Origin of the sequence: Xanthomonas sp. F10 (assembly GCF_014206815.1) — a bacterium.
Taxonomy (GTDB): domain Bacteria; phylum Pseudomonadota; class Gammaproteobacteria; order Xanthomonadales; family Xanthomonadaceae; genus Xanthomonas_A; species Xanthomonas_A indica.
The window spans coordinates 2,129,428-2,154,708 of the sequence record NZ_JACHNP010000001.1; the positions used below are offsets into that span (position 1 = coordinate 2,129,428).

The 25,281-nt window shown below is 68.9% G+C and carries 16 protein-coding genes; 7 read left to right on the forward strand and 9 right to left on the reverse strand.

Annotated elements, in window-relative coordinates:
* Window positions 1–74: 74 nt before the first annotated feature.
* Window positions 75–926: an iron-sulfur cluster carrier protein ApbC gene (apbC, locus tag FHR56_RS09320; protein ID WP_160947778.1), complete on the reverse strand. Its 852-nt coding sequence runs from the start codon at window positions 924–926 to the stop codon at window positions 75–77.
* Between the two features lie 759 nt (window positions 927–1,685).
* On the opposite strand from apbC, the gene FHR56_RS09325 reads away from it, so the two are divergent.
* Window positions 1,686–4,445, forward strand: a complete 2,760-nt coding sequence (locus FHR56_RS09325) for a TonB-dependent receptor (RefSeq protein WP_160947796.1) — start codon at window positions 1,686–1,688, stop codon at window positions 4,443–4,445.
* Between the two features lie 282 nt (window positions 4,446–4,727).
* Window positions 4,728–5,117: a cupin domain-containing protein gene (locus FHR56_RS09330; protein WP_202407029.1), complete on the forward strand. Its 390-nt coding sequence runs from the start codon at window positions 4,728–4,730 to the stop codon at window positions 5,115–5,117.
* A gap of 175 nt (window positions 5,118–5,292) precedes the next feature.
* Here FHR56_RS09330 and FHR56_RS09335 read toward each other — a convergent pair whose 3' ends face one another.
* Window positions 5,293–6,858: a sulfotransferase gene (locus FHR56_RS09335; RefSeq protein ID WP_160947779.1), complete on the reverse strand. Its 1,566-nt coding sequence runs from the start codon at window positions 6,856–6,858 to the stop codon at window positions 5,293–5,295.
* Between the two features lie 454 nt (window positions 6,859–7,312).
* On the opposite strand from FHR56_RS09335, the gene FHR56_RS09340 reads away from it, so the two are divergent.
* Together FHR56_RS09340 and FHR56_RS09345 are read left to right on the forward strand one after the other, a co-directional pair.
* Window positions 7,313–10,120: a TonB-dependent receptor gene (locus FHR56_RS09340; RefSeq protein ID WP_160947780.1), complete on the forward strand. Its 2,808-nt coding sequence runs from the start codon at window positions 7,313–7,315 to the stop codon at window positions 10,118–10,120.
* Between the two features lie 73 nt (window positions 10,121–10,193).
* Window positions 10,194–12,203: a S9 family peptidase gene (locus FHR56_RS09345; RefSeq protein WP_160947781.1), complete on the forward strand. Its 2,010-nt coding sequence runs from the start codon at window positions 10,194–10,196 to the stop codon at window positions 12,201–12,203.
* Between the two features lie 101 nt (window positions 12,204–12,304).
* Here FHR56_RS09345 and FHR56_RS09350 read toward each other — a convergent pair whose 3' ends face one another.
* Entirely contained in the window at window positions 12,305–13,897 is a 1,593-nt protein-coding gene (locus tag FHR56_RS09350; RefSeq protein WP_160947782.1) for an NAD(P)/FAD-dependent oxidoreductase, read from the reverse strand.
* A gap of 202 nt (window positions 13,898–14,099) precedes the next feature.
* On the opposite strand from FHR56_RS09350, the gene FHR56_RS09355 reads away from it, so the two are divergent.
* Together FHR56_RS09355 and FHR56_RS09360 are read left to right on the forward strand one after the other, a co-directional pair.
* Window positions 14,100–16,202: a M13-type metalloendopeptidase gene (locus tag FHR56_RS09355; protein WP_184502611.1), complete on the forward strand. Its 2,103-nt coding sequence runs from the start codon at window positions 14,100–14,102 to the stop codon at window positions 16,200–16,202.
* Window positions 16,203–16,439: 237 nt separating this feature from the next.
* Window positions 16,440–18,452, forward strand: a complete 2,013-nt coding sequence (locus FHR56_RS09360) for a M13 family metallopeptidase (protein WP_160947784.1) — start codon at window positions 16,440–16,442, stop codon at window positions 18,450–18,452.
* Window positions 18,453–18,628: 176 nt separating this feature from the next.
* Here FHR56_RS09360 and FHR56_RS09365 read toward each other — a convergent pair whose 3' ends face one another.
* The 6 genes from FHR56_RS09365 to FHR56_RS09390 form a co-directional block, all read right to left on the reverse strand.
* Complete coding sequence (locus FHR56_RS09365) at window positions 18,629–19,285, reverse strand: rhomboid family intramembrane serine protease (protein ID WP_160947785.1); 657 nt, start codon at window positions 19,283–19,285, stop codon at window positions 18,629–18,631.
* Between the two features lie 510 nt (window positions 19,286–19,795).
* Window positions 19,796–20,176, reverse strand: coding sequence for an MGMT family protein (locus tag FHR56_RS09370; protein ID WP_160947961.1), 381 nt, complete (start codon window positions 20,174–20,176; stop codon window positions 19,796–19,798).
* Window positions 20,173–21,111, reverse strand: a complete 939-nt coding sequence (locus FHR56_RS09375; RefSeq protein WP_160947962.1) for a DMT family transporter — start codon at window positions 21,109–21,111, stop codon at window positions 20,173–20,175. Before FHR56_RS09375 ends, FHR56_RS09370 begins: the two co-directional genes overlap by 4 nt.
* 90 nt (window positions 21,112–21,201) lie before the next feature.
* Window positions 21,202–22,563, reverse strand: a complete 1,362-nt coding sequence (gorA, locus tag FHR56_RS09380; RefSeq protein ID WP_160947963.1) for a glutathione-disulfide reductase — start codon at window positions 22,561–22,563, stop codon at window positions 21,202–21,204.
* Window positions 22,564–22,720: 157 nt separating this feature from the next.
* Entirely contained in the window at window positions 22,721–23,944 is a 1,224-nt protein-coding gene (locus FHR56_RS09385; RefSeq protein WP_160948044.1) for a DUF418 domain-containing protein, read from the reverse strand.
* Window positions 23,945–24,104: 160 nt separating this feature from the next.
* The gene (locus FHR56_RS09390; RefSeq protein ID WP_160947964.1) at window positions 24,105–24,584 is read right to left on the reverse strand and encodes a peptidylprolyl isomerase; all 480 of its coding nucleotides are present in this window, start codon (window positions 24,582–24,584) and stop codon (window positions 24,105–24,107) included.
* Window positions 24,585–24,693: 109 nt separating this feature from the next.
* On the opposite strand from FHR56_RS09390, the gene FHR56_RS09395 reads away from it, so the two are divergent.
* Entirely contained in the window at window positions 24,694–25,236 is a 543-nt protein-coding gene (locus tag FHR56_RS09395; protein ID WP_160947965.1) for a C40 family peptidase, read from the forward strand.
* The last annotated feature ends 45 nt before the right edge of the window (window positions 25,237–25,281 follow it).

The following is a 25,281-nucleotide window of genomic DNA, read 5'->3' on the forward strand; positions in this document are numbered from 1 at the left end:
CGGCGAAGGGGCCGGCCGCAATAGCCGGCGATTCTAGCCGGTGCAGGGCATTCGCGGCAGGCGCCGCGTGCCGCTCAGCGCAAGGCCGCGGAGATCGGGATGGCCGCGCGCGGGCGCTTGCGCAACTCTTCGGTCAGGCGCTGCGCGGTGGCCAGGTAGGCCTGCGCCGCGGCTGACGCCGGCGCGGCGGCCACCACCGGGGTGCCGGCGTCGCCCTGCTCGCGGATCGCGATCGCCAGCGGCAGCGACCCCAGCAGCGGCACGCCGTACTGCTGCGCCATGCGCTGGCCGCCGCCCTCGCCGAACAGGTGCTCGACGTGGCCGCACTGGCTGCAGGTGTGCACCGCCATGTTCTCGACGATGCCCAGCACCGGCACCTCGACCTTCTCGAACATCTTCAGCGCCTTCTTCGCGTCCAGCGTGGCGATGTCCTGCGGGGTGGTGACGATCACCGCCCCGGCCACCGGGATCTTCTGCGCCAGGGTCAGCTGGATGTCGCCGGTGCCCGGCGGCAGGTCGATCAGAAGGTAGTCCAGGTCGTCCCACAGGGTGTCGGCGAACAACTGGGTGAGCGCCGAGGTCGCCATCGGGCCGCGCCAGATCATCGGCGTGTCCTGGTCCACCAGCAGCCCGATCGACATCGCTTCGATACCGAACGCACGCATCGGCTCGATGCTCTTGTCGTCCGGGCTGTCCGGGCGCCCGCTCAGGCCGAGCATGGCCGGCACGCTGGGGCCGTAGACATCGGCGTCCAGCACACCGACGCGCGCGCCCTGGCGCTGCAGGGCCAGGGCCAGGTTCACGGCAGTGGTGGACTTGCCCACCCCGCCCTTGCCGGAGCCGACGGCGATGACGTTGCGGATGCGCGGGTGCGGAGCGAGCTTGGGCTGGACGGCGTGGGCGGGGAGACGGGGGCGTTCGGTCATCGGGAACTCAATCAGGAAGCGTCCGGCAGCGCACGCAGCGGTGCACGGGACGAAGAGGACACATGGCCCGCGAACGGGCCGCGGGCAGCGGCAGCGTCGCGGGCCGCACAGACACATGACTATACAAGTGTCTCCGTGCAGGGTCCCGCGGCGATGCGAGCGCTGGCGAATTTGCGCAAATGGCACCCGGTAGCCGCAGCGGCGCGCCATTCGCCCGGGTCGGCCATCGGGGCGGACACCGCCCCACACAGGAGCCCGATGCAGGGATGCCAGGCGGTCGACGGCACGGTCCACGCCGCCACGCCCCACGATGGCGAATCTCGCTCACCGAAATGGTGCGCCGACAACCTGACCAAGGCGCCGGCGTTGTCGATACCAGGCTAATGGGGGCGGGCTCTCCCGGGCGCGTATCGCACCGACGCGAGGAAGTTCAGAAACCTGTACCTGTAACGCCCCGCAATGGTGCAAAGCAGCGCGGAATTTGTCTACACATACCCCGAAGCCCGCTGTTTACCGACGTTTCCTGCGTGTTCACGGCACTTTTCGCTTGTAGACGAAAAAAGTGACACCCACGTACAAACGGCGTTAAGTCCGTGTTACGTTTGGGTCGGTCGCAGGATGCGATCCCACTTTCAAGGCACATGTCGCGGCACGAGGCCCCTCGCCTTATCGATTGATTTTCGGGGATAGAGAAAGATGACTGCTCGTCATACTCGTAGTTTCAAGCACAGCCACCTGAGCGCCGCGCTGGCCTCCGCCATGCTTGTCCCGGCCGCGTTCGCCGCCTTCGCGCAGGACGCCACGACCGACGGCAAGACCGACAAGGCGACGGATCTGGAAAAGATCACCGTCACCGGCTCGCTGATTCCGCAGACCGAGATCGAGACCGCCACCCCGGTCACCACGATCAATGCCGAAGAGATCAAGGCGCGCGGCTTCAGCACCGTCGCCGACGTGCTGCAGAAGAGCTCGTTCGCCACCGGCGGCGTGCAGGGCGGGCAGAGCTCGGGCACCTTCACCCAGGGCGCGAAGACGGTGAGCCTGTTCGGCCTGCCGCCGGGCTACGTGAAGTACCTGATCGACGGCCGTCCGATGTCGAACTACCCGGCGCTGTACAACGGCAGCGATACGTTCAACAACATCAGCGGCATTCCGATCGACCTGGTCGACCGCATCGAGATCCTGCCGGGCGGCCAGTCGTCGCTGTACGGTTCCGACGCGATCGCCGGCGTGATCAACGTCATCCTCAAGAAGAAGATGGATGGCGCGGTGTTCAGCATCCGCGGCGGCGGCTTCTCCGAGGGCGGCGGCAGCAACTTCCGCGCGACCTTCGCCGATGGCTGGACCTCGGCCGACGGTCGCACCAGCGTGCTGGGCGGCGTGCAGTACGAGGAGAAGGATCCGATCTGGGCCTACCAGCGCGACATGACCAAGCAGTTCAACACGCAGGGCTACAGCGCCCAGCTGCCGAGCCGCGACTTCCTGGTCTACAGCCCGTTCACCAGCTACAAGTTCCTCGACCCGAACGACTGCAACAACGTGTCCGGCCTGTTCGGCGGCACCATTGCCAAGCAGCAGCGCCGCGGCTTCGGCGACGAGTACTACTGCGGCTCCAAGTACACCCCGGGTTACCGCACCCTGGATGCCGGCAACAAGTCGCTGCAGGCCTACGTGCACGCCACCCACGACCTCAACGACAACGTGCAGCTGTACGGCGACGTGCTCTACAGCCACGACGAGGTCAAGTACAACTCCGGCTCCAACTACATCTGGTGGGGCACCGCCGCCGACTTCGGCTATTACTACGACCCGAACGTGGGCGACCTGCTGAACCTGCAGCGCTCGTTCGCGCCGGAAGAAATGGGCATCAACGGCATCAAGGACACGATGAGCCGCGACAAGAGCGACTCGGTGCGCGTGACCTTCGGTGCCCAGGGCCAACTCGGCCAGTCGAGCTGGGACTACGATGCCGGCGTCACCTACACCCAGTACAAGCTGGAAGAGCGCCAGTTGGTCCGCTACAAGAACGCGATCGACCAGTTCTTCGTGAACCGCGTGCTGGGCCCGCAGCTCGGCCTGGATCCGCTGTACGACACCTACCCCGTGTACTCGCCGAACTACGCGGCGTTCTACTCGCCGATCAGCCAGGCGGACTTCGCCAGCTTCACCGGCCAGGCCACCAACAAGAGCAAGACCTCCGACGGCATGATTCGCCTGCAGGCCACCAACGCCAAGCTGTTCAGCCTGCCCGGCGGCGACGCCGGCCTGGCCGTGGTCGGCGAGTACGGCAAGCAGAAGTGGGACTACGATCCGGATCCGGTGATCCTCAACGGCGAAGTCTGGGGCTTGACCTCGGTGGCCGGCGGCGGCCAGCGTGACCGCTACGCGCTGACCTCGGAACTGCGCATGCCGGTGTTCGATCCGCTGACCATCACCCTGGCCGGCCGTTACGACGCGTTCAAGGCAAGCGGCCGCACCATCGACAAGCCGACCTACAGCATCTCGCTGGAGTACCGTCCGTTCGAAACCCTGCTGCTGCGCGGCAAGTACGGCACCGCGTTCCGCGCGCCGACCCTGTCCGACCTGTACCAGGGCCAGAGCGGCTACTACAACAGTGTCATCGACTACTACCAGTGTGCGCGCCGTGGCTACCTGCCGGGCAACACCGACAACTGCCCGGCGGCCTACTCCAGCCGTCAGTTCCGCGGTACGCAGTCCGGCAACCTGGACCTGAAGCCGATCAACGCCGATGTGTGGAGCGCCGGCTTCGTGTGGTCGCCGGTGGACCGCATGGCACTGACCGTCGACTACCTCAACTGGGACATCAGCGATGAGGTCACCCAGCAGAGCGCCAATGGTCTGAGCCTGCAGGACTACCGCTGCCGCGCCGGCATTGACGATGCCGCTTCGGCGCTGTGCCAGGCCACGTTCTCGCAGGTCACCCGCAACGCGGCCGGCCAGATCACCAATATCTACACGCCGAAGGTCAACGTCTCCAACCAGAAGCTGGAAGCGGTCACCGCCTCGTTCCGCTATGGCTACGACTTCGGCCGCTGGGGTGACCTGAGCACCATCGCCAGCTACAGTGAGAACCTGCGCCACAAGTACGTGCGCTATGCGGGCGACCAGCCGGTGGACCTGCTGAACGATCCGTACTGGAGCACCGACCCGAAGCGCAAGGCCGACGCGTCGCTGACCTGGGACATCGGCAAGTTCTCGACCACCTGGTACGCGAGCTGGTTCGACAAGACCCCGAACTACGCCGCCACGATCAGCGCCGACGGCTACGCCGCTCCGCGCGCCGGCAAGCTGCCGTCGCACATCACCCACAACGCCAGCGTGACCTACAAGGCGTTCGAGGGCATGGAGCTGTCGCTGATGGTGACCAACGTGTTCAACAAGATGCCGCCGTTCGACGCCTCCTACCCGGGCAGCGCGCAGTGGGCGTACAACGAATACAACTTCGATGTGTACGGCCGTGCGTACTACCTGGAAATGCGTTACTCGTTCGGCAAGTAAGAACGCGCGCAGGCAACGAAGAAACCCACCCGCAAGGGTGGGTTTTTTTATGCCCCGCAGTCGTGGCCCGCTCGGCGATGCCGGCAGTCACGGGGCCTGCCGGTCTACGCATCAGACATCTCCTGCCAGACGCGCGCGATGTGCGCACGACAGCGTTTCGACACCGGGGCCGCTGGCGCCGGCAGCCCATGCTGTAATCGCGCCCAGCACATCCGTCGTCGCCGACACGTCCATCTCGTCGACGCAGTCGGTGCCGCATCACGCCTCATGGAGATACCCGGCATGCCGCGTCGCGACTTCGATCCCGCCACCTTCGCCGCGGATGGGCGGCCGGCGACGCAGGCACGGCTGTTCGACCCGGACACGCCGCCGCCCTGGCACGGCTTCGTCGCCGGCGCCGCCCTGGGCGGCGCAGTCACCGTGCTGACCTACGGTACCGAGGCGATCGACGACGGTCCGCCGCTCCATGTCCATCCGTACGACGAAACCTTCGTGGTGCTGGTTGGACGTGCCGCGGTTCTTCGTCGGCGACGGGACGCTCGAGGCGGCGGCTGGCGAGGTGGTCTTCGGCCCACCGGCGTGCCGCACCGATTCGAGAACCTTGGGCCGGGCCGCCTGCAGACGATGGACATCCATCATGCGCCGACCTGGATCCAGACCGATCTGGACTAGGCGGGGCCAGGCGCGCGCAGTGCGGCAGCGTCGCTGCGCTCAACAACGCCACGCAGACAAGTAGGTAGCGCTCCCTGCGTCGCACCTGGCCTGAAGCACGTGCAAGGGCGCGCGTCGGATACGACAGCGACCGATGGCGGATCGGTGGAGACCGGCCGCGTGGCCGGCCCAGCGGTTACGGATAGAACGCCGACAACAACGCCTTGAGCTCGTCCAGATCCTCGCCATAACGCTGCCAGCGGCCCATGTAGGAACGCGTCATCGACGTGCGCACCTGCACCACGCTGGCGGTGGCCACCGGCGCCTGGTTCTGTTCGAAATGCAGGCAGGCGTCGTCCCAGGGCAGGCCGCAGAAGTCCAGCAGGCGGCGCGTGGTCGGCTCCTGCGCGGTCACCAGGTCCTCGTAGTCGACCTGCAGGATGCGCTGCGGCAGCACCGCGTTCCAGTGCGCCATCAGCCGGTCGAACCTCAGGAAGTAGCGGCCGACGTCCATCAGGTCGAAGGAATAGTCGTAGTACGGCGAGGACAGCGCGAACAACTGGCGGAAGTTGCTCAGGCAGGTGTCCATCGGATCGCGCCGCAGGCACACGATCTTCGCCTTCGGCAGCGCGCGCGCGATGTGGCCGGCGTAGAGGAAGTTGTGCGGTAGCTTGTCCACGAAGCGCGGCTTCAGCGCGGTGCCGGGGCGCGTGGATTCGACATAGCCGCGACCGAGCGCACGCCAGTCCAGCCCCTGCACCTGGCTCAGCGTGGCGACGTCGAGGATCTCCGGCGACGGTGTACCGGTCAGGCGCTTGAGCACCACCGAGAAGTTCTGCAGCTCGCCCGCCGAATGCACCTGCGGATGGCTGGACAGGATCCGGTCCACCAGCGTGGTGCCGCTGCGCGGCATGCCGATCACGAAGATCGGCTCTTCGCTCTCGAAGCCCGCCACCGGCGCGTCGTCGGCGCGGAAGCTGCGCTCCAGCGCATCGAACAGGCGCGCATCGCGCTCGGAGGTGTAGCCGCGCGCCCGCTTGTGCACCGACTTGCCCTGCACGTAGCCGCGGAACGCCGCGCGGTAATCGCCGAGATCCTCGTGCTCCTTGGCCAGTGCCAGGTTCAGGTGCAGCACCGCGTTCGGATCGTCGCCGGCCGACGCCAGCGCGGCCTCGAGCAGCGCCAGATTGTTCTCTTCCGGCGTCCACTTGCGCAGCTGCGACAGCGACAGATACACCTTCCAGTAGCGCGGCTCCAGCGCCAGGCAGGCGCGGTACTCGGCCTCGGCCTCCTGCAGCCGTCCGGAGAACAACAGCGAGGTCCCCAGGTTGTAGCGGAAGCTGGCCTGCTGCGGCGCCGCCTGCACCGCACGCGTGAACGCCTGCAGCGACGCGGCATGTTCGTTGACCTGGCTGTAGACCACACCCAGCGTGTCCAGGGTATGCGCGTCCGTGGGCTGCAGCGCCATCGCATGATCGGCGAAACGGTGCGCATCCTGCAGGAACCGCCCCATCGCCAGCACCCGTGCCAGTTGCGCCGCGTAGTCGGCGCGTTCGGGGTTCAGGGTCGCCGCCTGGTGCAGATGCATGGCCGCGACCTGCATCTGCTGCAGCTCCAGCGCCGCCACGCCGGCGACGAAATGCACGCCCGCATGCTGCGGCGAGGCCTGCAGCAGATGTTGCGCGATCCGCTGCGCCTGCGGCCAGTCGCTGCGGTTGAGCGCGGCGATGGCCTGGTTGTAGAGCTGAACCTGTTCGCTCATGGATGCGCCCGATCTCCCCTGGAAGGCTAGCCGCGGCGGCATGCAGGCACGCGGCGGTCACCGATTATGACTGCAGTGCAGCATGCGCGTGCACGCCGCGGGTGTCTGCTGCCCGTGGCTGACGCGTGCGCCACGTTGGGCGAAGGCGTTGCGAAACGACACTCGCCTGGAGGGAAGCGCCGCCGCGACAAGGAGTTGCGTCGGCCCTGACCCCAGCGAGCAGCCGCTGAGGCCGCTCCTACAGCAGGCCTGCTTCAAAACCATGTCATGTAACGGAAATTTTTCGTTACTTTTCCGATTCGTTCATGCTACGGTCACGAAACGTGAAACGGACCTCACACTCTCTACACGTACCTGTCCAGGAAGGGACCCGGGTACTGCACATGCACCTAGGGGAAATTTGTCAATGTCAGTCAAAGCACCGACTCCCAAGCGGAGTCTTCTGGTCGTTGCTGTGTCCGCCATTCTGGCCCTGCCCGCCGCATCGGCGCTAGCGCAAAGCCAGAACCCGAGCGAGGAATCGGAAACGGAACAACTGACCGAGGCCACCGGCGCCAAGGCGCATACCCTGGAGAAGGTGACCGTGACCGGTTCGCGCATCCAGCGCACCGAGGTCGAGGGTCCCTCCCCCGTCACCATCATCTCCGCCACCCAGATCGAGCGCGAAGGCTTCAACACCGTCTTCGACGCGCTGAGCACCCTCACCCAGGCCTCCGGCTCCACCCAGAACGAGCTGTTCCAGGGCGGCTTCACTCCCAATGCCAGCGTGATCAACCTGCGCGGTCTCGGCCCCGGCCGCACCCTGCTGCTGATCAACGGCCGCCGCGCCGCGGACTACCCGCTGCCGTACAATGGCCAGAGCAACTTCGCCAACTTCGGCAACATCCCGGCCGCGGCAGTCGATCGCATCGAGGTCCTCGCCGGCGGCGCCTCGGCCATCTACGGCTCCGACGCGGTCGCTGGCGTGGTCAACGTCATCCTTAAGACCAACTACGAGGGCGACCTGGTCAAGCTGCGCGGCAGCACCCTGACCCGCGGCGGCGGCGACACCGGCGACTTCCAGTGGATCGGCGGCAAGACCGGCGACCGCTGGAGCCTGACCTACGCCTTCGAATACACCGCCGGCGAGCCGCTGTACGGCTACCAGCGCGACTTCATGGATTCGGCGCTGGACAATCCGTTACCGCCGGACTTCGTCGGCATCCAGCCGACCGGCACCATGCGCGTGCGCCGCCGCACCGGCTCGACCGCCAACTCCTATTTCGCGCCGCCGGCTGGCGCGTGCGAACAGTTGGGCGACGAGTGGGTGCGCTGGAACTACCGCACCGCCAGCACCGCCGGCGCCATCACCAACCTCGGCCAGGCCTGCGGCAGCTTCAAGGACGTGGCCTACCAGACCATCCGCAACGAGAACAACGACCTGTCCGGCTACGCCTACGGCACCTTCGATTTCGACGGCGGCATGCAGGGCTGGGCCAGCCTGCAGGCGTGGTCCTCCGAGTCCAAGTACACCTCGGGCACGCAGTTCTGGTCCGGCCGCACCAATGGCGCGCTGTGGTTCGACCCCGGCTTCAACGCGCTGGTCGACGCGCAGCGCCTGTTCGCCCCGCAGGAAGCCGGCGGCGTCGAGCACCTGATGGCGCGCAACAAGGAGAAGTCCTACGATTTCGCCGCCGGCCTGCGCGGCAAGTGGGGCGACCGCTTCGACTGGGACCTGACCCTGTCGCGCGCCGAGTACAAGGTGAAGGTCGACCGGCCGCGCCTGGTGGCGTCGGCGGTCAACGACTATTTCCTGGGCCAGCAGTTGGGCACCCGCGTGGTCGGCGGCGTCTCCTATCCGGTGTACCGCCTGAACCAGCAGCGCTACTACAGCGCGCTGACCCCGGACCAGTTCGCGGCGCTGAGCACCACGGTCAAGACCGACGCCAACTCGCACGTCAACCAGGGCAGCTTCGTCCTCTCCGGCGACCTGTTCGAGCTGCCGGCCGGCGCGCTGGGCTTCGCCGGCATCGTCGAAGCTTCGCAGCAGGAGTACAAGCTCAACGCCGACCCGCGCATCCTGCCCGACTACACCGGCGCAGACCGTCCGTACAACCTCACCGGCACCGGCGGCGGCGGCAAGCGCGACCGCTACGCGCTGGGCGTGGAGCTGTCGATTCCGATCCTCAGTTCGCTGAAGGCGCATCTGGCCGGGCGCCTGGACAAGTACGACGACGTCACCGCGGTGGACGACGCCAAGACCTGGAACGCCGGCCTGGAGTGGCGCCCCCTGGACAGCCTGCTGCTGCGCGGCTCCTACTCCACCAGCTTCCGCGCGCCCGACCTGCACTACGTGTTCGCCGATCGCAGCGGCACGTTCTCCAGCATCTTCGACACCCGTCGCTGCCTGGAAAGCGGCCGCGCCGCGGCGCAGTGCCCGACCTCGGACACCACGGTGAACTACACCGCGTACGGCGTGCGCCAGGGCACCACCGACCTGTCCGAGGAAACCGGTACGTCGTGGACCGCCGGTTTCGTGTGGGACGTGATCGACGGCCTGTCGGTCACCGCCGACTACTACGACATCCGCCTGAAGAACGTGGTGGCCGACATCACCTCCACCTACATCCTCGACGGCGAAGCCGGCTGCGTGACCGGGCTGACCCGCAACCGCAACCCGTTCACCCTGGGTGCGCCGGGCTCGGCGTTCTGCGCCGACATGCTGTCGCGGGTGACCCGCCTCAGCGCGCCGGGCACGCCGAACGACGGCCAGATCACCGAGATCCGCCGCGGCCCGATCAACCGCGCCTTCCTCGGCACCAAGGGCATCGACGCGTCGCTGGACTATCGCCTGGATACCGACCGGCTGGGTGACTTCCGCTTCCAGGTGGGCTACTCGCACACCCTCGAGCAGAAGTCGGCCGAGTTCAAGGGCGACCCCGTCCTCGACTACCGCGACGACCTGAGCAACTTCGACTTCCGCAGCCGCATCCGCACCACCGCGACCTGGCAACGGAACGATTGGCAGGCGGCGGTGTTCATGCTCCGCTACGGCAGCCTGCCGAACTGGCAGGAGACCGGCCGCATCGCGCCGTACTTCATCTGGAACGCCAACGTGGGCAAGAAGCTGACCGACAAGCTGACGGTCAACTTCTACGTCAACAACGTGTTCGACAAGACCCACCCGAAGGACAGCGGCTACAACACGTATCCGTACTTCTGGCGTGCCTACAGCCCGTACGGCCGCGAAGTGGCGGCGGAGTTCCAGTACCGCTTCCGCTGAGCCGCGGCACGCGCACTGGAGGTCAGCGAGAGCCCGGCATCGGGCTCTCGCTTTGTGCACTCACGCAAAAAGGATGCTCGTGAAACGACTCGTTGCTTTCTGCGCGCTGGGGCTGTGCCTGCACGGCAATGCCGCCGCGGCCGCGCCCCCGCCCATTGCGGATTTCGTCAAGCGCCCCACCTACAGTGCGGTCAAGATCTCGCCGGACGGTGAGTATCTCGCGCTGACCGTGGACCGCGGCGAACAGGACGTGCTGACCGTGCTCGGCACGCGCGACCTCAAACCGATCAAGGTCAACGTGCTGCCCGACGGCAAGAGCGTCGGCGCGTTCTACTGGACCGGCCGCAAGCGGCTGCTGTTCACCGCGGTCAAGAAGGTCGGTGCGTTCGAGCGGCCGATGGGCACCGGCGAATGGTTCGCGGTCGACGCCGACGGCGGCCAGCCGCGCACCCTGATCGAATACGGCACGCAAGGCGTCACCCAGCGCGGCAAGAGCGTGGGCCGCGAATCCTTCGCCCTGCTCGACACGCTGCGCGACGACGAGCAGAACGTGGTCATGCAGGTGCGCTATCCGCGCTCCTCGGAGGGCGCCGGCACCGAGGTGGTGCTGATCGACACGCTCAGCGGGCGGCGCAAGTCGCTGGGCCGCGCGCCCAAGGCGAACTGCTCCATTGCCCTGGACGCCGCCAAGCAGCCCGCCTTCGCCACCTGCCAGAGCGACAAGGATGAGGACACCGGCTACGACAGCCACAGCGAGGTGTACGCGCTGAAAAACGGCATGTGGGAACTGATCAATGCCAGCAAGGCCGACGGCGCGCGTCTGGACATCGCCTGGTCCACCGCCGACGGCCGCGTCTACGCCACCCGCGACGACGGCAAGGCGCCCGGTGCGTTCGGCTACCTGGATCCGCAGAGCGGACGTTTCGTCTCGCTGTTCCAGGACGCCACCAGCGAGGTCGCGCGCACCATCAATGCCACCGACGGCTCGGACACCGCACTGGCTGTCGTCACCGAGGCCGGCGCGCCGCAGGTCAAGCTGATCGACGAGGCGCATCCGGATGCGACGCTGTACGCCAACCTGGCCGCGGCCTTTCCCGGCCAGTACGTCGATTTCGCCAGCGCCACGCGCACCGGCGACACCATCGTGGTCAGCGTGCGCAGCGACCAGAATCCGGGCGAGCTGTACCTGTACGAACGCGCCACCGGCAAGGCGCGGTTCCTGATGAAGAGCCGGCCGTGGATCGATGCGGCGAAGATGGCCACGGTCATGCCGATCCAGTTCACCGCCCGCGACGGCCTGCGCATCCACGGCTACCTCACCGTGCCGGCCGGCGCGCAGGCCAGGAACCTGCCGCTGATCGTCAACGTGCACGGCGGGCCGATGGGGCCGCGCGACACATGGGGCTTCCATTCCGAGGCGCAACTGTTCGCCAGCCGCGGCTACGCCACCCTGCAACTCAACTACCGCGGCTCCGGCGGCTTCGGCAAGGCATTCATGGACCGCGCTTACGGGCAGTGGGACGGCGGCATCCTCAACGACGTCGTCGACGGCACCCAGTACGCGATCCAGCAGGGCCTGGTCGACAAGTCGCGCATCTGCATCTACGGCGGCAGCTTCGGCGGCTATGCGGCGATGATGACGCCGGTGCGCGCGCCCGGCCTGTTCCAGTGCGCGTTCGGCTACGTCGGCATGTACGACGCCAAGCTCCAGCTGCGGCTCAGCGACACCAGCAAGAGCGAGAGCGGCAGGCGCTACCTGCTGCGCGCCTTCGGCCGCAGCAGTGCCGAGCAGGAGCGGATGTCGCCGATCAACCACGTGCAGGCGCTGACGTTACCGATCTACCTGGCCGCCGGTGCCCGCGACGACCGTTGCCCGCCGGAGCACACCGAAGCGCTGGCCAAGGCCTTGCAGGACGCCGGGCATCCGCCCGAAGGCGTGATCGTGCAATCCGGCGAAGGCCACGGCTTCTACAAGGAAGCGCACAACCTCAACCTCTACACCAGGATGCTGGCGTTCTTCGACGCGCATCTGGGTGGTCGCGCCGCACAGGCCGGCGCATCCGCGCAGGCCGGCGCGCCCTGACCCGGCGCGCAGACAACGCCACGGCGCGCTGCACGCGCCGCGCCTTTCCTCGCCCTGGCCGCCATGCCAGGGTTTTTTTTGCCCTGCCGCCGGGTCGCCGCTCAGCCGCGCAGCAGCGCCATCGCCGCGTTGTGGCCGGGCGCGCCGGTCACGCCGCCGCCGGGATGGGTGCCGGAGCCGCACAGGAACAGGCCCGGGATCGCACCGCGGTACGTCGCCTGGCCGAGCATGGGCCGCGCACTGAACAGCTGGTTGAGGCTCAGCGCGCCGTGGAAGATGTCGCCGCCGATCAGCCCGAAGGTGCGTTCCAGGTCCAGCGGGCTCAGCACCTGCCGGCCCAGCACCGAGGCGGCGAAGCCCGGCGCGTAGCGCTCGACGGTGGCGATCATCAGGTCGGCGACCTCCTCGCGGTGCGCGTCCCAGCTGCGCCCGTCCGGCAACTGCGGCGCCACGTGCTGGCAGAACAGGCTGGCCACGTGCTGGCCCGGTGGCGCCAGGCGCTCGTCCAGGGTGCTGGGAATCAGCAGTTCGACGATCGGTTCGCGCGACCAGCCGTGCGTGCGCGCGTCGTGGTAGGCGCGGTCCATGTAGTCCAGGCTCGGCGCCAGCACGATGCCGGCGGTGAGATGGTCGCCCGGCCCCGGCAGCGCGCTGAAGCTGGGCAGGCACGACAGCGCCACGTTCATGCGGAACGTGCCCGACCCGCAGCGCCAGTGCGCCATGCGCGCGCGGGTCGCGGCCGGCACGTGCGCCGGATCGAGCAGGCGTTCGTACAGCAGCTTGGGATTGACGTTGGCGACCACATGCCGCGCCCGCAGGCGCTCGCCCTGCTCGGTGACCACGCCGACCGCACGCCCGTCCTCGACCAGGATCTCGCGCACGCCCGCATCGGTGCGGATCTGCGCGCCGGCGGCGGTCGCGGCGCGCGCCATCGCCTGGGTGATCGCGCCCATGCCGCCCAGCGCATGGCCCCAGGCGCCCTTGACCCCGTTGCTCTCGCCGAACACATGGTGCAGCAGCACGTAGGCCGAGCCCGGCGTGTACGGGCTGGCGTAGTTGCCGACGATGCCGTCGAAGCCGAACAGCGCCTGCGCCGCGTCGCTCTCGAACCAGCGCTGCAGGTAGTCGGCGGCGGAGATGGTGAACAGGTCCAGCAGATCCTGGCGCAGTTCCGCGTCCAGTGCATGCAGGCGGCGGCCGAGGCGGCCGGCGCGCAGCAGTTCGGGCAGCGCCTGCAGCCAGCCGCCGTCGGTCACGTTGGGCGGTGGCTGCAGCGCCAGCGCGCGCAGCACGTCGGCGATGCCCTCCAGCCGCGCTTCGTACGCCGGCAGGCGCGCGGCGTCGTGCGCGGAGAACTTGGCCAGTTCGGCCTGGGTGTGGCCGGCGCCGGTCAGCAGGTAGCGCCCGTCCGGCAACGGCAGGAAGTTGTTGCGCCGGCGCGGCACGATGCGCAGGCCGTGCCCGGCCAGGTCGAGATCGGCGATCACCTTGGGCTGCAGCAGCGACACCGTGTAGGACGCCACCGAGTTGCGGAACCCGGGGTGGAATTCCTCGGTCACCGCCGCGCCGCCGACCACGCCGCGCCGCTCCAGCACCGTCACCTTCCAGCCGGCCCGCGCCAGGTAGGCGGCGCAGACCAGGCCGTTGTGGCCGGCGCCCACGATCAGGGCATCGCATGGCGGTTCGCGGGTCATGGCCGCATGGTAAGCCAGCGCCGGCAGCCCTGCCGGCCGGCAGGCGACGCGGCCGTCCCACGGCCCAACGCGCGTGGCCGCCCATGACCTTCGACACCCCTGAAACCTCCCGCGGCGGCGTAGAGTCTCGCCACGGCCCGAGCGGGCCATCCTTTTATCCACGTTGGCCTGGAGCCTGCCTGTGACCCTTCGCAATCCCAAGATGCTGCTGTTGACCCTGGCCGTGAGCACCGCGCTGAGCGGCTGCGGCAAGCACGACGATGCCGCCACCGCAGCCGATGCTGCCAAGCCCGCGACCGCCGCCCCGGCCACCGCTGCGGCGCCGGCCGAGCTCAAGCTCGACACCAGCAAGCTGCCGGCCTACAACGCGTTCAGTGTCAACGACCTCGACGCCAGCAAGAACGCCTGCGACGACTTCAACGGCTACGTCAACGGCAAGTGGCTGGCCGCCAACGAAATTCCCAAGGACCGCAGCAGTTGGGGCGCGTTCTCGATCCTGGACGAACGCTCGGTGGCCGTGCAGCACCAGCTGGCCGAACAGGCCGCCTCTGCCGCCAACCCGCAGGGCGTGGAAAAGATCGTCGGCGACTTCTGGTCCTCGGGCATGGACGAAGCCAAGATCAACGCCCAGGGCATCGAGCCGCTGAAGGCCGACCTGGCCGCGATCGACGGCCTCAAGGATGGCCCGGCGATCGCCGAGTACCTGCGCCAGAGCGCGGCCAAGGGCGAGAACGGCCTGTTCGGCTTCGGCGCCGAGGCCGATTTCAAGAACTCGACGATGAACATGGCCTACGCCATGCAGGGCGGCCTGGGCTTGCCCGACCGCAGCTACTACGTCGACGCCGACAAGCAGGACAAGCTCAAGGCCTACCAGGCGCACGTGGCCAAGGTGCTGGAACTGGCCGGCGTGCCGGCCGCCGATGCGGCCAAGCAGGCGCAGGACGTGGTGGCGCTGGAAACCCGCCTGGCCAAGGTGTCCAAGTCCAGCGAGCAACTCTCGCGCGACGCCGAACTGGCCTACAACCCGGTCACCCCGGCCGAGGCCGACAAGCTGACCCCGAACTTCCCCTGGACCAAGTTCTTCGAGTCGCAGGGCGTGGCGGTGCCGGAGAAGTTCTCGCTGGCGATCCCGGCCTTCCACCAGGAAGTGAGCAAGGCGCTGGGCGACACCGACCCGTCGGTGTGGCGTGCCTACCTGCGCTTCCACACCGTGGACAGCGCCTCGCCGTACCTGAGCGATGCCTTCGCGCAGGAGAACTTCGCCTTCTACGGCAAGGAGCTCAACGGCCAGGCCGAGATGAAGCCGCGCTGGAAGCGCGTGCTCGGCAGCATCGAGAACGGCGCCGGCGAGGCGATGGGCCAGATGTACGTCAAGGTCGCCTTCTCGGCCGACGACAAGGCCAAGATGCAGCAGTTGGTGCAGAACCTGAGCCAGGCGCTCAAGGCGCGCCTGGAGAAGCTGACCTGGATGAGCGACGAGACCAAGGCCAAGGCCCTGGAGAAGTGGAAGACCTTCACCCCGAAGATCGGCTACCCGGACAAGTGGCGCGACTACAGCAGCCTGACCACCAAGCGCGACAGCTACCTGGACAACGTGCGCGCCGCCACCGCGTTCAACTACAAGTACAACCTGAGCAAGATCGGCAAGCCGGTGGACAAGACCGAGTGGGGCATGACCCCGCAGACGGTCAACGCCTACTACAACCCGCTGCAGAACGAGATCGTGTTCCCGGCGGCGATCCTGCAGCCGCCGTTCTTCGACCCGAAGGCCGACGACGCGTTCAACTACGGCGGCATCGGCGCGGTGATCGGCCACGAGATGACCCACGGCTACGACGACCAGGGCGCGCGCTTCGGGCCCACCGGCAACTTCGAGAACTGGTGGACGCCGGCCGACGCCAAGAAGTTCTCCGCGCTCACCGGCAAGCTGGTGCAGCAGTTCGACGGCTACGAAGTCGACGGCAAGCACGTCAACGGCAAGCTGACCCTGGGCGAGAACATCGCCGACCTGGGCGGCATCACCACCGCCTACGACGCCATGAAGAAGGCCACCGAGGGCAAGGACGACCCGAAGGTCGGCGGCATGACCCGCGACCAGAACTTCTTCATCAACTGGGCCACCGTGTGGCGCACCAAGTACACCCCGCAGAACGCGATGGTGCGCCTGACCACCGACCCGCACGCCCCGGCGCAGTTCCGCGCGATCGGCGCGCCGTCGAACCTGGAGGCCTTCGCCACCGCGTTCCAGTGCAAGCCTGGCGCGCCGATGGTGCGCAGCGGCGACAAGCGCGTGGTGATCTGGTAAGCGACGGCGCTGCTGCCGTCTCGCGAAAAGGCCCGGCATGTCCGGGCCTTTTCGTTGCGTGGCTGCCGGGCGCCGTCAGCGCCGGCGATGCCGACCGCCCTGCCCGGCCACCGGCGCCCGTGGTCGCCGACGCCGCTCGCTGAATCCGGTCGGGCGATGGACGCGCGTCATCGCCACAGTTGCACACCGCGGCTTGTTAAACTCCGCCGACTTTAATCCTGACCGGATGCGTTCCCGATGCCCAATGCCCGTCCGCTTGCCCTCGCCGTCGCCCTCGGCCTGATCGCCCTCGCCTCGGCCGCCGACGCCGCGCCCAAGAAGAAGCGCGCCGCCACGCCCAAGGCGCCGCCGATCAGCGCCGCCTGCAGCGATTTCTACGACGACGCCAACGCCGACTGGCTGAAGCAGAACCCCGTGCCGCAGACCGGCGCGGTCACCGCGCTGGGCCAGCTCGCCGAGCGCGCGCAGCAACAGCAGCGCGACCTGCTCGACGCGTCCATGCAGTCGCCGCAGAACGCGGTGCAGAAGGCGCTGGGCGACTTCTGGGCCAGCGGCCTGGACGAGGCCGCCGTGGAGAAGGACGGCTCCAACCCGATCGCGCCGCTGCTCGGCCGCATCGATGCGATCAAGAAGGCCAAGGACGTGCCGGCCTCGATCGCCGCGCTGCACCAGATCGGCATCCCGGTCGCGTTCAACTTCGGCGCCGACGTCGACCTGAAGGCGCTGGACCGCCACATCGGCTACTTCATGCAGGGCGGCATGGGCCTGCCCGACCCGGCCTTCTACACCCGCACCGACGCCGACACCGTGGCGTTGATGGGCCGCTACCGCACCTACGTCAAGCAGATCCTGACCCTGACCGGCACCCCGGCCGACCGGCTCGAGGCCGACACCCAGTCGGTGCTGCAGATCGAGACCGCGCTGGCGCGCAGCGCCAAGTCGCTGACCGGCATCAACAACCCGTTCAACAACTACGCGCCGATCTCGACCAAGGAGTTGAACAAGCAGTACCGCAACCTGCAGCTCGACGCCTTCCTCAAGGCGCAGGGCGTCAACGACGACCTGGTGTCGATGGCCGACCCGGACATGTTCAAGCAGCTCGACGGCATGATCGTCAGCATCAAGCCCGAGCAGTGGAAGGCCTACCTGCGCTGGCGCGTGGGCGATGCCATGGCGCCGTACCTGTCCAAGAGCTTCCGCGACGCCAGCTTCGAGTTCCGCGGCCGCGTGCTGCAGGGCCAGGTCGCGCCGCCGCCGCGCTGGGCGCAGGTGCTGGACGCGATCAATGTCGCCGCCGGCCCCATGCTCGGCCGCGAGTACGTGGCCCGCTACCTGTCGGCCGACACCCGCCGCCAGGCCGAGACCATCGCCGACCAGGTGCGCGACGCGCAGATCGCCGCGGTCAAGCGCAGCACCTGGCTGAGCGAGCCGGCGCGCACCGAGGCGCAGGCCAAGCTGGCCGCGCTGAAGATCGAAATCGGCGCACCGCGCCGCGATCTGGACTACACGCTGCAGCCGATGGGCCGCGGCAGCTTCGGCGGCAACATGCTGATCGCCTCCACCTGGCGCCACCGCGAGGAGATGAAGCGCATCGGCAAGGGCAACGCCGACCGCCGCTGGGACGTGCTGCCGCAGCAGCCGGCGCTGACCTACGACATCGCCCAGAACCGCCTGATCGTCACCGCCGCGGTGCTGCAGCCGCCGGTGTACGCGGCCGGCGGCGACGCCGCGGCGCTGTACGGCGCCTACGGCGCGATGGTCGCGCACGAGTTGATCGGCGCCATCGACAACAAGGGCAGCCAGGTCGACGCGCAGGGTCAGTTGCGCAACTGGTGGACCCCGGAGGACAAGAGCGCCTGGAACGCGCTGGCCGCCCGCACCGCCGCGCAGTACGGCGCCTACGACTTCCCCGGCGTGAAGGGGGCCAAGGTCAATGGCCCGCTGACCCAGGACGAGGACCTGACCGACATCGGCAGCGTCGAGCTGGCCTGGCAGGCCTACGCGGCCGCGCAGCCGAGCGCCAGCGAGGCCGGCAAGCAGGCGTTCTACAAGGCCTGGGCCGGCCTGTGGGCGCAGCAGCTGTCGCCGAACGAAGCCGTGCAGCGGGTCACCGCCGACGTGCACGCGCCCGGCCGCTGGCGCACCAACGGCGCGCTGGCCAACCTGCCCGCCTTCGCCGCGACCTTCACCTGCAAGCCGGGCCAGCCGATGGTCCGCAGCGAGGCCGAGCAGATCCACCTGTGGCCGTGAGCCGCTGCCGGCGCTAGCCGCCGACCAGGCACGCACAGCAAGACGGCGCGGGCAACCGCGCCGTCTTGCGTTCAGGGATGGGAAAACGTGTCGTCGGCGCCTGCGCTGCGCAGGCGGCTGTCAACGCGAAGGCGCTGCGCGCGCGGCGATGCCTGCGCGCGGAGGCCGGCGTGCGCTCAGCGCACGATGCGCGGACGCGGCGGCTTGCGCTTGCCGAACGGCGGCTGGCCGCGCCAGTAGCGGATCATCAGCCAGCCGAACAGCATGCCGCCCAGATGCGCGAAATGCGCCACGCCCGGCTGCCAGCCGGTGAAGCCCATCAGCAGTTCCAGCGCGCCGAACACGATGACGAAGGTCCGCGCCTTCATCGGGATCGGCGGGAACAGCAGCACCACCCGCTGGTTCGGGAACAGCATGCCGAAGGCCAGCAGCAGGCCGAAGATGCCGCCGGAGGCGCCCAGGGTCGGATACGGCTCGTTGCCGTTGCTGAGCATCCACCAGCCGACCAGCAACTGGCACAGGCCGGCACCGACCACGCACACCAGGTAGTAGGTCAGGAAGCGCTTGTTGCCCCAGGTCTGTTCCAGCGGCCCGCCGAACATGTACAGCGCCAGCATGTTGAACAGCAGATGCGAGAAGCTGCCGTGCAGGAAGCCATAGGTCAGCAACTGCCAGAGCTGGAAGTTCTGCCCGGGCGAGAACGCATCGAAGGCGCCGATCGGCCACAGCATGAAGGGATCGAAGGTGTTCGTGCCGAGCAGCATCTGCAGCAGGAACACCACGACGTTGCCGATCAGCAGCGCTTGGGTGACGGGCGGAAGTCTGGGGAACATGGTCGGGTCCGTGGCAACTGCCCCCATCATAGCCGCTCGCCGGAGACTGCACTCCAACCAGCGCGGCGGCATGCCGGCGCCTCGACTGCGATCGCCCCCGAGGGAACCGCCACACCCTTCTCGATAACTTCTGTAGGAGCGACTTCAGTCGCGACGAACGACACCGGCCAACCCGCGGGCTGCGCAAAGAGCGTCGGGCCTGAAGTCCCTCCCACAAGGACCAAGCCCTCTTTTCCAAGCACCATCACCAGTGCGGTGCGCCGAAGGGCGGATGGTGTTCGGGGCGCAGCCTCGTGCAGTTGAAACACCGCATGCGCTACGCGCCCGCACCCTCACCCCAACCCCCGCTCCGCGCCCCGGCCCGCGCTTGCGGCGCGGGCGCTCCAGGGCGCCCGCGCCAGTGGCGCGCACGCCGCGCCCTGTCGCCCCGGAGGGAGAGGGGCTAAACCATCCGCCTGCGCCCCCCCCCCTTTGTGAGAGAGACCGCTGCAGTTCCCCCCCCGGGTGCCGCTACGGCGGCCCCCACACTTCGGCATCGAGATCGCGCGCCGGCGTCGCTGCGCGCTTCACGCGTCCGCCTTGCACCACCACGCCTTCGGCGCGCAGGCGCTGGCATTGTTCGCGGTGGCCACGCGAGCCTTCGGGGAACGCGATGCGGCCGTCGCTGCGCAGCACCCGGTGCCAGGGCAGCGCGGCGTCGGTGTTGCCGCCGAGCAGGCGTGCCACCAGGCGCGCGCGCCCCGGCAACCCGGCCAGCATCGCCACCTCGCCATAGCCGCGCACCTGGCCCGGCGGGATCGCCTGGATCGTCGCCAGGATCCGCGCGTGCGCCTCGGCCGTCGTCGTGGCCGACGCCGTTGCCGTCGCTGCGGGCGGCCGTCGTGGACTCATGCCGCCGGCCGCGCCCGCACCGGCCGCGACACCAGCAGCACGCCGCCCAGCACCAGCACGGTGCCGGCGATCTGCCACGGCCCCATCGCCTCGCCCAGCAGCAGCACGCTGAGCACGATGGTGGAGACCGGGCCGAGCATGCCGATCTGCGACGCCAGCGCCGAGCCGATCCGCTGCACCGCCAGCATCGTCGCCAGCACCGGCACCGCAGTGCACAGCGTGCCGTTGAGCAGCGACAGCGCGTACACGGGTGCCGGCAAGGCCAGCGCCTGCAGCGGCCGCAGCAGCAGGAACTGGGCGATGCACAGCGCGCAGGCGACCAGGCTGGCGTAGGCGGTCAGCCGCACCGCGCCGACCCGCGCCACCAGTTGGCCGCTGCCGACCAGATAGGCCGCATAGGCCAGCGCGCTGCCGAACACCAGCAGGCTGCCCCAGGCGGTGCGCGCGCCGCCGATGCGCAGGTCGTGGCCGAACGCCAGCAGCACGCCCAGGTAGCTCAACGCCAGCGCCCACAGCTGACGCCGCTGCGGCCGTCGCCGCCACAGCAGCACGCCGATCAGCAGCACCAGGGTCGGGGTGAGATAGAGGATCAGCCGCTCCAGGGTCGCGGTGATGTAGGCCAGGCCGAGGAAATCCAGGAAGCTGGCCAGGTAGTAGCCGAGCACGCCCAGCGCGACGATCCGCCAGCGGTCGCCGGGCTGCAGGGGCGGCGCGCGCCGCGCCGCCCACAGCGCCATCGCCGCGAAGCACGGCAGCGCCACCAGCATGCGCAAGGCCAGCAGGGTCACCGCATCGACACCGTAGCGGTAGCCGAGCTTGACGATGATGGCCTTGCCGGAAAACGCGATCGCGCCGCCAGCGGCGAGCAGCACCCCGCCGAGGCTGGCCTGTGTGGCGGCGGGCGCGACGCTGGCGGAGGTGCCGGGCGCGCTCATCGCGCAGCGCCGCGGCAAGGAGGAGAGAACACGTGCATGCCGCCATTCTACGGCGCGACGGCCGGCCAGCCGTCGGATCGCCGCTTTCTCTCAGCGCATCAGCACCACTTCCTCGGCCGAGGTCGGATGGATCGCCACGGTGTCCTCCAGTTGCTGCTTGGTCACGCCCAGCTTCAACGCCACCGCGAAGCCCTGCAGGATCTCGTCGGCGCCATCGCCCAGCAGGTGGACGCCGACCACGCGCTCGTCGGTGCCGACGCACACCAGCTTGAACAGGCTGCGCTGCGGCGAGTCGGCCAGCGCCTGCAGCATCGGCCGGAAGTTGCTGCGGTACACGGTCACCGCATCGGCACCATAGCGCTCGCGTGCCTGTTCCTCGCCCAGCCCCACCTGGCCCAACGGCGGATGCGAGAACACCACGCTGGGCACGTTCTCGTAGTCCAGTCGCGCCTGCGGCCGGCCGCCGAACACGCGGTCCATCAGCTTGCGCCCGGCGGCGATCGCCACCGGGGTCAGGCCGACCTTGCCGGCCACGTCGCCGATCGCGTACAGCCCCGGCACGTCGGTGTTCTGGTAATCGTCCACCACGATCTCGTGCTTGTCGCCCAGGCGCACGCCCAGCGCTTCCAGGCCCAGGTCGCGGGTATTGGGGCGGCGCCCGATCGCGAAGAACACCTTGTCGACACTGTCGCCCGGCCGTCCCTGCGCGTCGACCACGCACAGGCCCTCGCCGCTGCGGCGCAGGGCGCTGGCGCGATAGCCGAAATGCAGGCGCACGCCCTGGTGGCGAAGGTTGTCGGCGAGCTGTCGCGCCAGTTCCGCGTCGAAGCGCTCCAGCAGGCGCTCGCCCTGCACGTACAGCTCCACCCGGCTGCCCAGCGCCTGCAACAGCCCGGCCAGTTCCACCGCGATGTAGCCGCCGCCGACGATCGCCACCCGCGGCGGCGCCTCGCACAGGTTGAAGAAGTCGTCCGAGACCAGGCCCAGGTCGGCGCCTTCGATCTGCGGCCGCAACGGATGCGCGCCGGTGGCGATCACCACGTGGTTGGCGCTGACCCGCACGCCGTCGTCGCATTCGACGGTGTGCGCATCGACCAGCCGGCCGCGCCGCGGGATCAGCACCACGCCATCGGCATCCAGGCGCCGCCGGTAGCTGGCGTGGATGTTGCCGATGTAGCCCTGGCGATGCGCCACCAGTTCCGCCCACGACAGCGTGGCCTCGGGAATGGCGAACCCGACCGCACGCGCCAGGTCGATGCGCTCGACCAGGTCCGCCGCCAGCCACATCGCTTTCTTCGGCACGCAGCCGACATTGACGCAGGTGCCACCGAGCGCGCTCGGCTCCAGGATCGCCACCCGCGCGCCATGGCTGGCGGCGCGGAACGCAGTGGCCAGGCCACCGGACCCGCCGCCCAGCACCAGCAGGTCGTAATCGCGGATCGGCCCGCTCACGGCGCACGCTCGGCGCGCAGGGGGGCGGTATCGCTGGCGGGCCTGTTGCCGCCTCTCACGTCATCCATCGGCTGTCCTGTCGCATGTCTCGGTCGCCGCGGAGCATGCCATGGGCGGCCGCGCGGCAGATGTGAGGACGCCGCGGCAGCGCCTGCGCTCAGGCCACGTCGCGGCGGCGCATCGGCTGCCAGCGCAGATAGCTGGCCGAGCGCCACAGCCACTCCACCGGGCCGAAGCGGAACCGCTGCAACCACCACTGCGACACCACCACCTGCAGCGCGAACAGCGCGACCGCGAACGGGATCTGCCAGGCACGCGGCAATTGCTCGAAGTTGCCGAAGCCGTAGCCGTAGAACAGCGTGGTGCAGACCAGCGACTGCAGCAGATAGTTGCTCAGCGCCATGCGCCCGGCCGGCGCCAGCCACTGCAACGCGGGCGCGGCGCGCACCAGCCAGGCCGCATAGCCCAGCGCCATCAGGCCGCTGGCGATGCTGGCCAGCGCATAGGCACAGGTCAGGCGCAGATCCAGCCGCGCCGGGTCCATCCACGGCTCCAGCCGGAAGCTCAGCAGCATCAGCGCCAGGCCCAGCGGCAGCACGCCCCAGCGCAGCACCGCCAGCAATCGTGGGAAGCGCTGCGGTTGCGCGGCCAGGCCGCTGCGTACGCACCAGGCGCCGAGCAGGAACATGCCGAAGATGCTCGGCGCATTGAACAGCAGCCCGCTCAGCGATTCGACCAGGTCGCGCGCGCGTTGCGCGGTGGCCTGGACGTAGCTGCCGTGGCCGAACACCTCGCGCTGCTGCGCCAGCGCCGCGGCGCTGTGCCGCGCCTGCTCGGCCATGTCGCGCTGCCACTGCGCCGCAGCGTGCGGATCGGCCTGCGCCGCCCACGCCACTGCGCCGATCAGCAGCCATAGCGCCGGCGCGAACAGATACACCACCAGCGCCATCCCCGGCAGCCAGCGCGTGGGTGCCTCGCGGAACGCCAGCAGCATGAACGCCAGCAGCGCATAGCTGACCAGGATATCGCCGGACCACAGCAGCAGCGCGTGCAGCAGCCCGATCAGCAGCAGCCCCGCGCTGCGGCGCAGGAAGAACCCGCCGAACGGCCGCCGCGCGATCTCGGCGCGCTGCGCCATCACCGCAAAGCCCATGCCGAACAGCAGCGAGAACAAGGTGTAGAACTTGCCCTGCACCAGGATGTAGACCAGTGCGTCGGCGATGCGGTCGGCGCCGCGCAGCGCCGGATCCAGGCCGGTCATCGCCGCGTCCAGCGGACCGACGAAGCCCTCGATGTTCATCAGCAGGATGCCCAGCAGGGCGAAGCCGCGAAGCACGTCCAGCGTGGCGATGCGCTCGGCAGGCGCGACGGGCTGCAGCAGGGGGGCGGAGGAAGCCAAGGCGGGCACCGGGCGGAAGGCCGGCGAATGTCCCCTCGCCGCGATCAGGAGGGCCGCCGGCGTCCGCGGCGGCGCGACGGCGCCGCTGCGCGCGGCGCCAGGGCCGGCGGCACCGGCGCGACCGGCACCGCCGCCAACGCAATCAGTGGTGGTGGCCGCCGTCGCCGTGCACGTGGCCGTGCTCGATCTCTTCGGCGCTGGCCTCGCGCACGTCGACGATCTCCACGTCGAAGTGCAGGTCCTTGCCGGCCATCGGGTGGTTGAGGTCGACGTCGACCACGCTCATGCCGACCTTCTGCACGGTCACCGCGCGCGGGCCGAAGTTGGTCTGCAGCACCACCTGGCTGCCCGGCTGCAGCTTGGCCGCGCCGAAATGCTTCTTCGGCACGCGCTGGCTCAGGCCCTCGCGGTATTCGCCGTAGGCGTCCTTGGCGGCCACGTCGACGCCGAAGCTGTCGCCGGCGGCCTTGTCCAGCATCGCGTTCTCCAGGCCCGGGATGATGTTGCCGTGGCCGACCAGGATCACCAGCGGATCGCGGTCCTTGGAGCTTTCGATCGGTTCTTGACCGACTTCCGAAACGGTGTAGTGGAAACGGACGACGCGGTCTTTTTCGATCTTCATGTGCACTCTGCGCTGTGGCTGCCGGGGGCAGACGGGATGGGCGGCTTGTCGGCCGCCGGGAGCGCCGCCATCATGGCGGCCTTCTGAGGTCGCGCATTATCCCGGCTCCATGCACAACACGCCAGTTTCGCCGCGCGGCCGCCGCGCGTTCCCGTGGTGGCTTCCGCTGCTGTGCACCGCTGCGCTGGCGGCCTGCGGACGCCACGAGGTCCGCCACACCCGGCCGGCACCGGTGACAGTGCGCGAGTGGCCGCAGGTGGCGCCGGCCGACCCGGTCGCGGCCAATGCGGTGCTGATGCGCGCGCTGGGCCTGGTCGGCACGCCCTACCGCTACGGCGGCAACACCCCCGAGTCCGGGTTCGACTGCAGCGGCCTGGTCGCCTACGTCTACCGCGACATGCTCGACCTGCGGCTGCCGCGCACCTCGCGCGAACTGGCCGCGGTACAGGGCCCGCGGATCGACCCGCAGCGCCTGAGCACCGGCGACCTGGTGTTCTTCGGTAGCGCAGGGAGTGTGACGCACGTCGGAATTTACGTCGGCGAAGGCCGTTTCGTGCACGCCCCCAGCACCGGCGGAACGGTGCGCCTGGATTCGTTGGACGGGGCCTACTGGCGGGACCATTACACCGGCGCAAAACGGGTTTTGCGCTGAACTGTGATTTCACCCACATTCATAATTACGAAAATTTAACCTTAT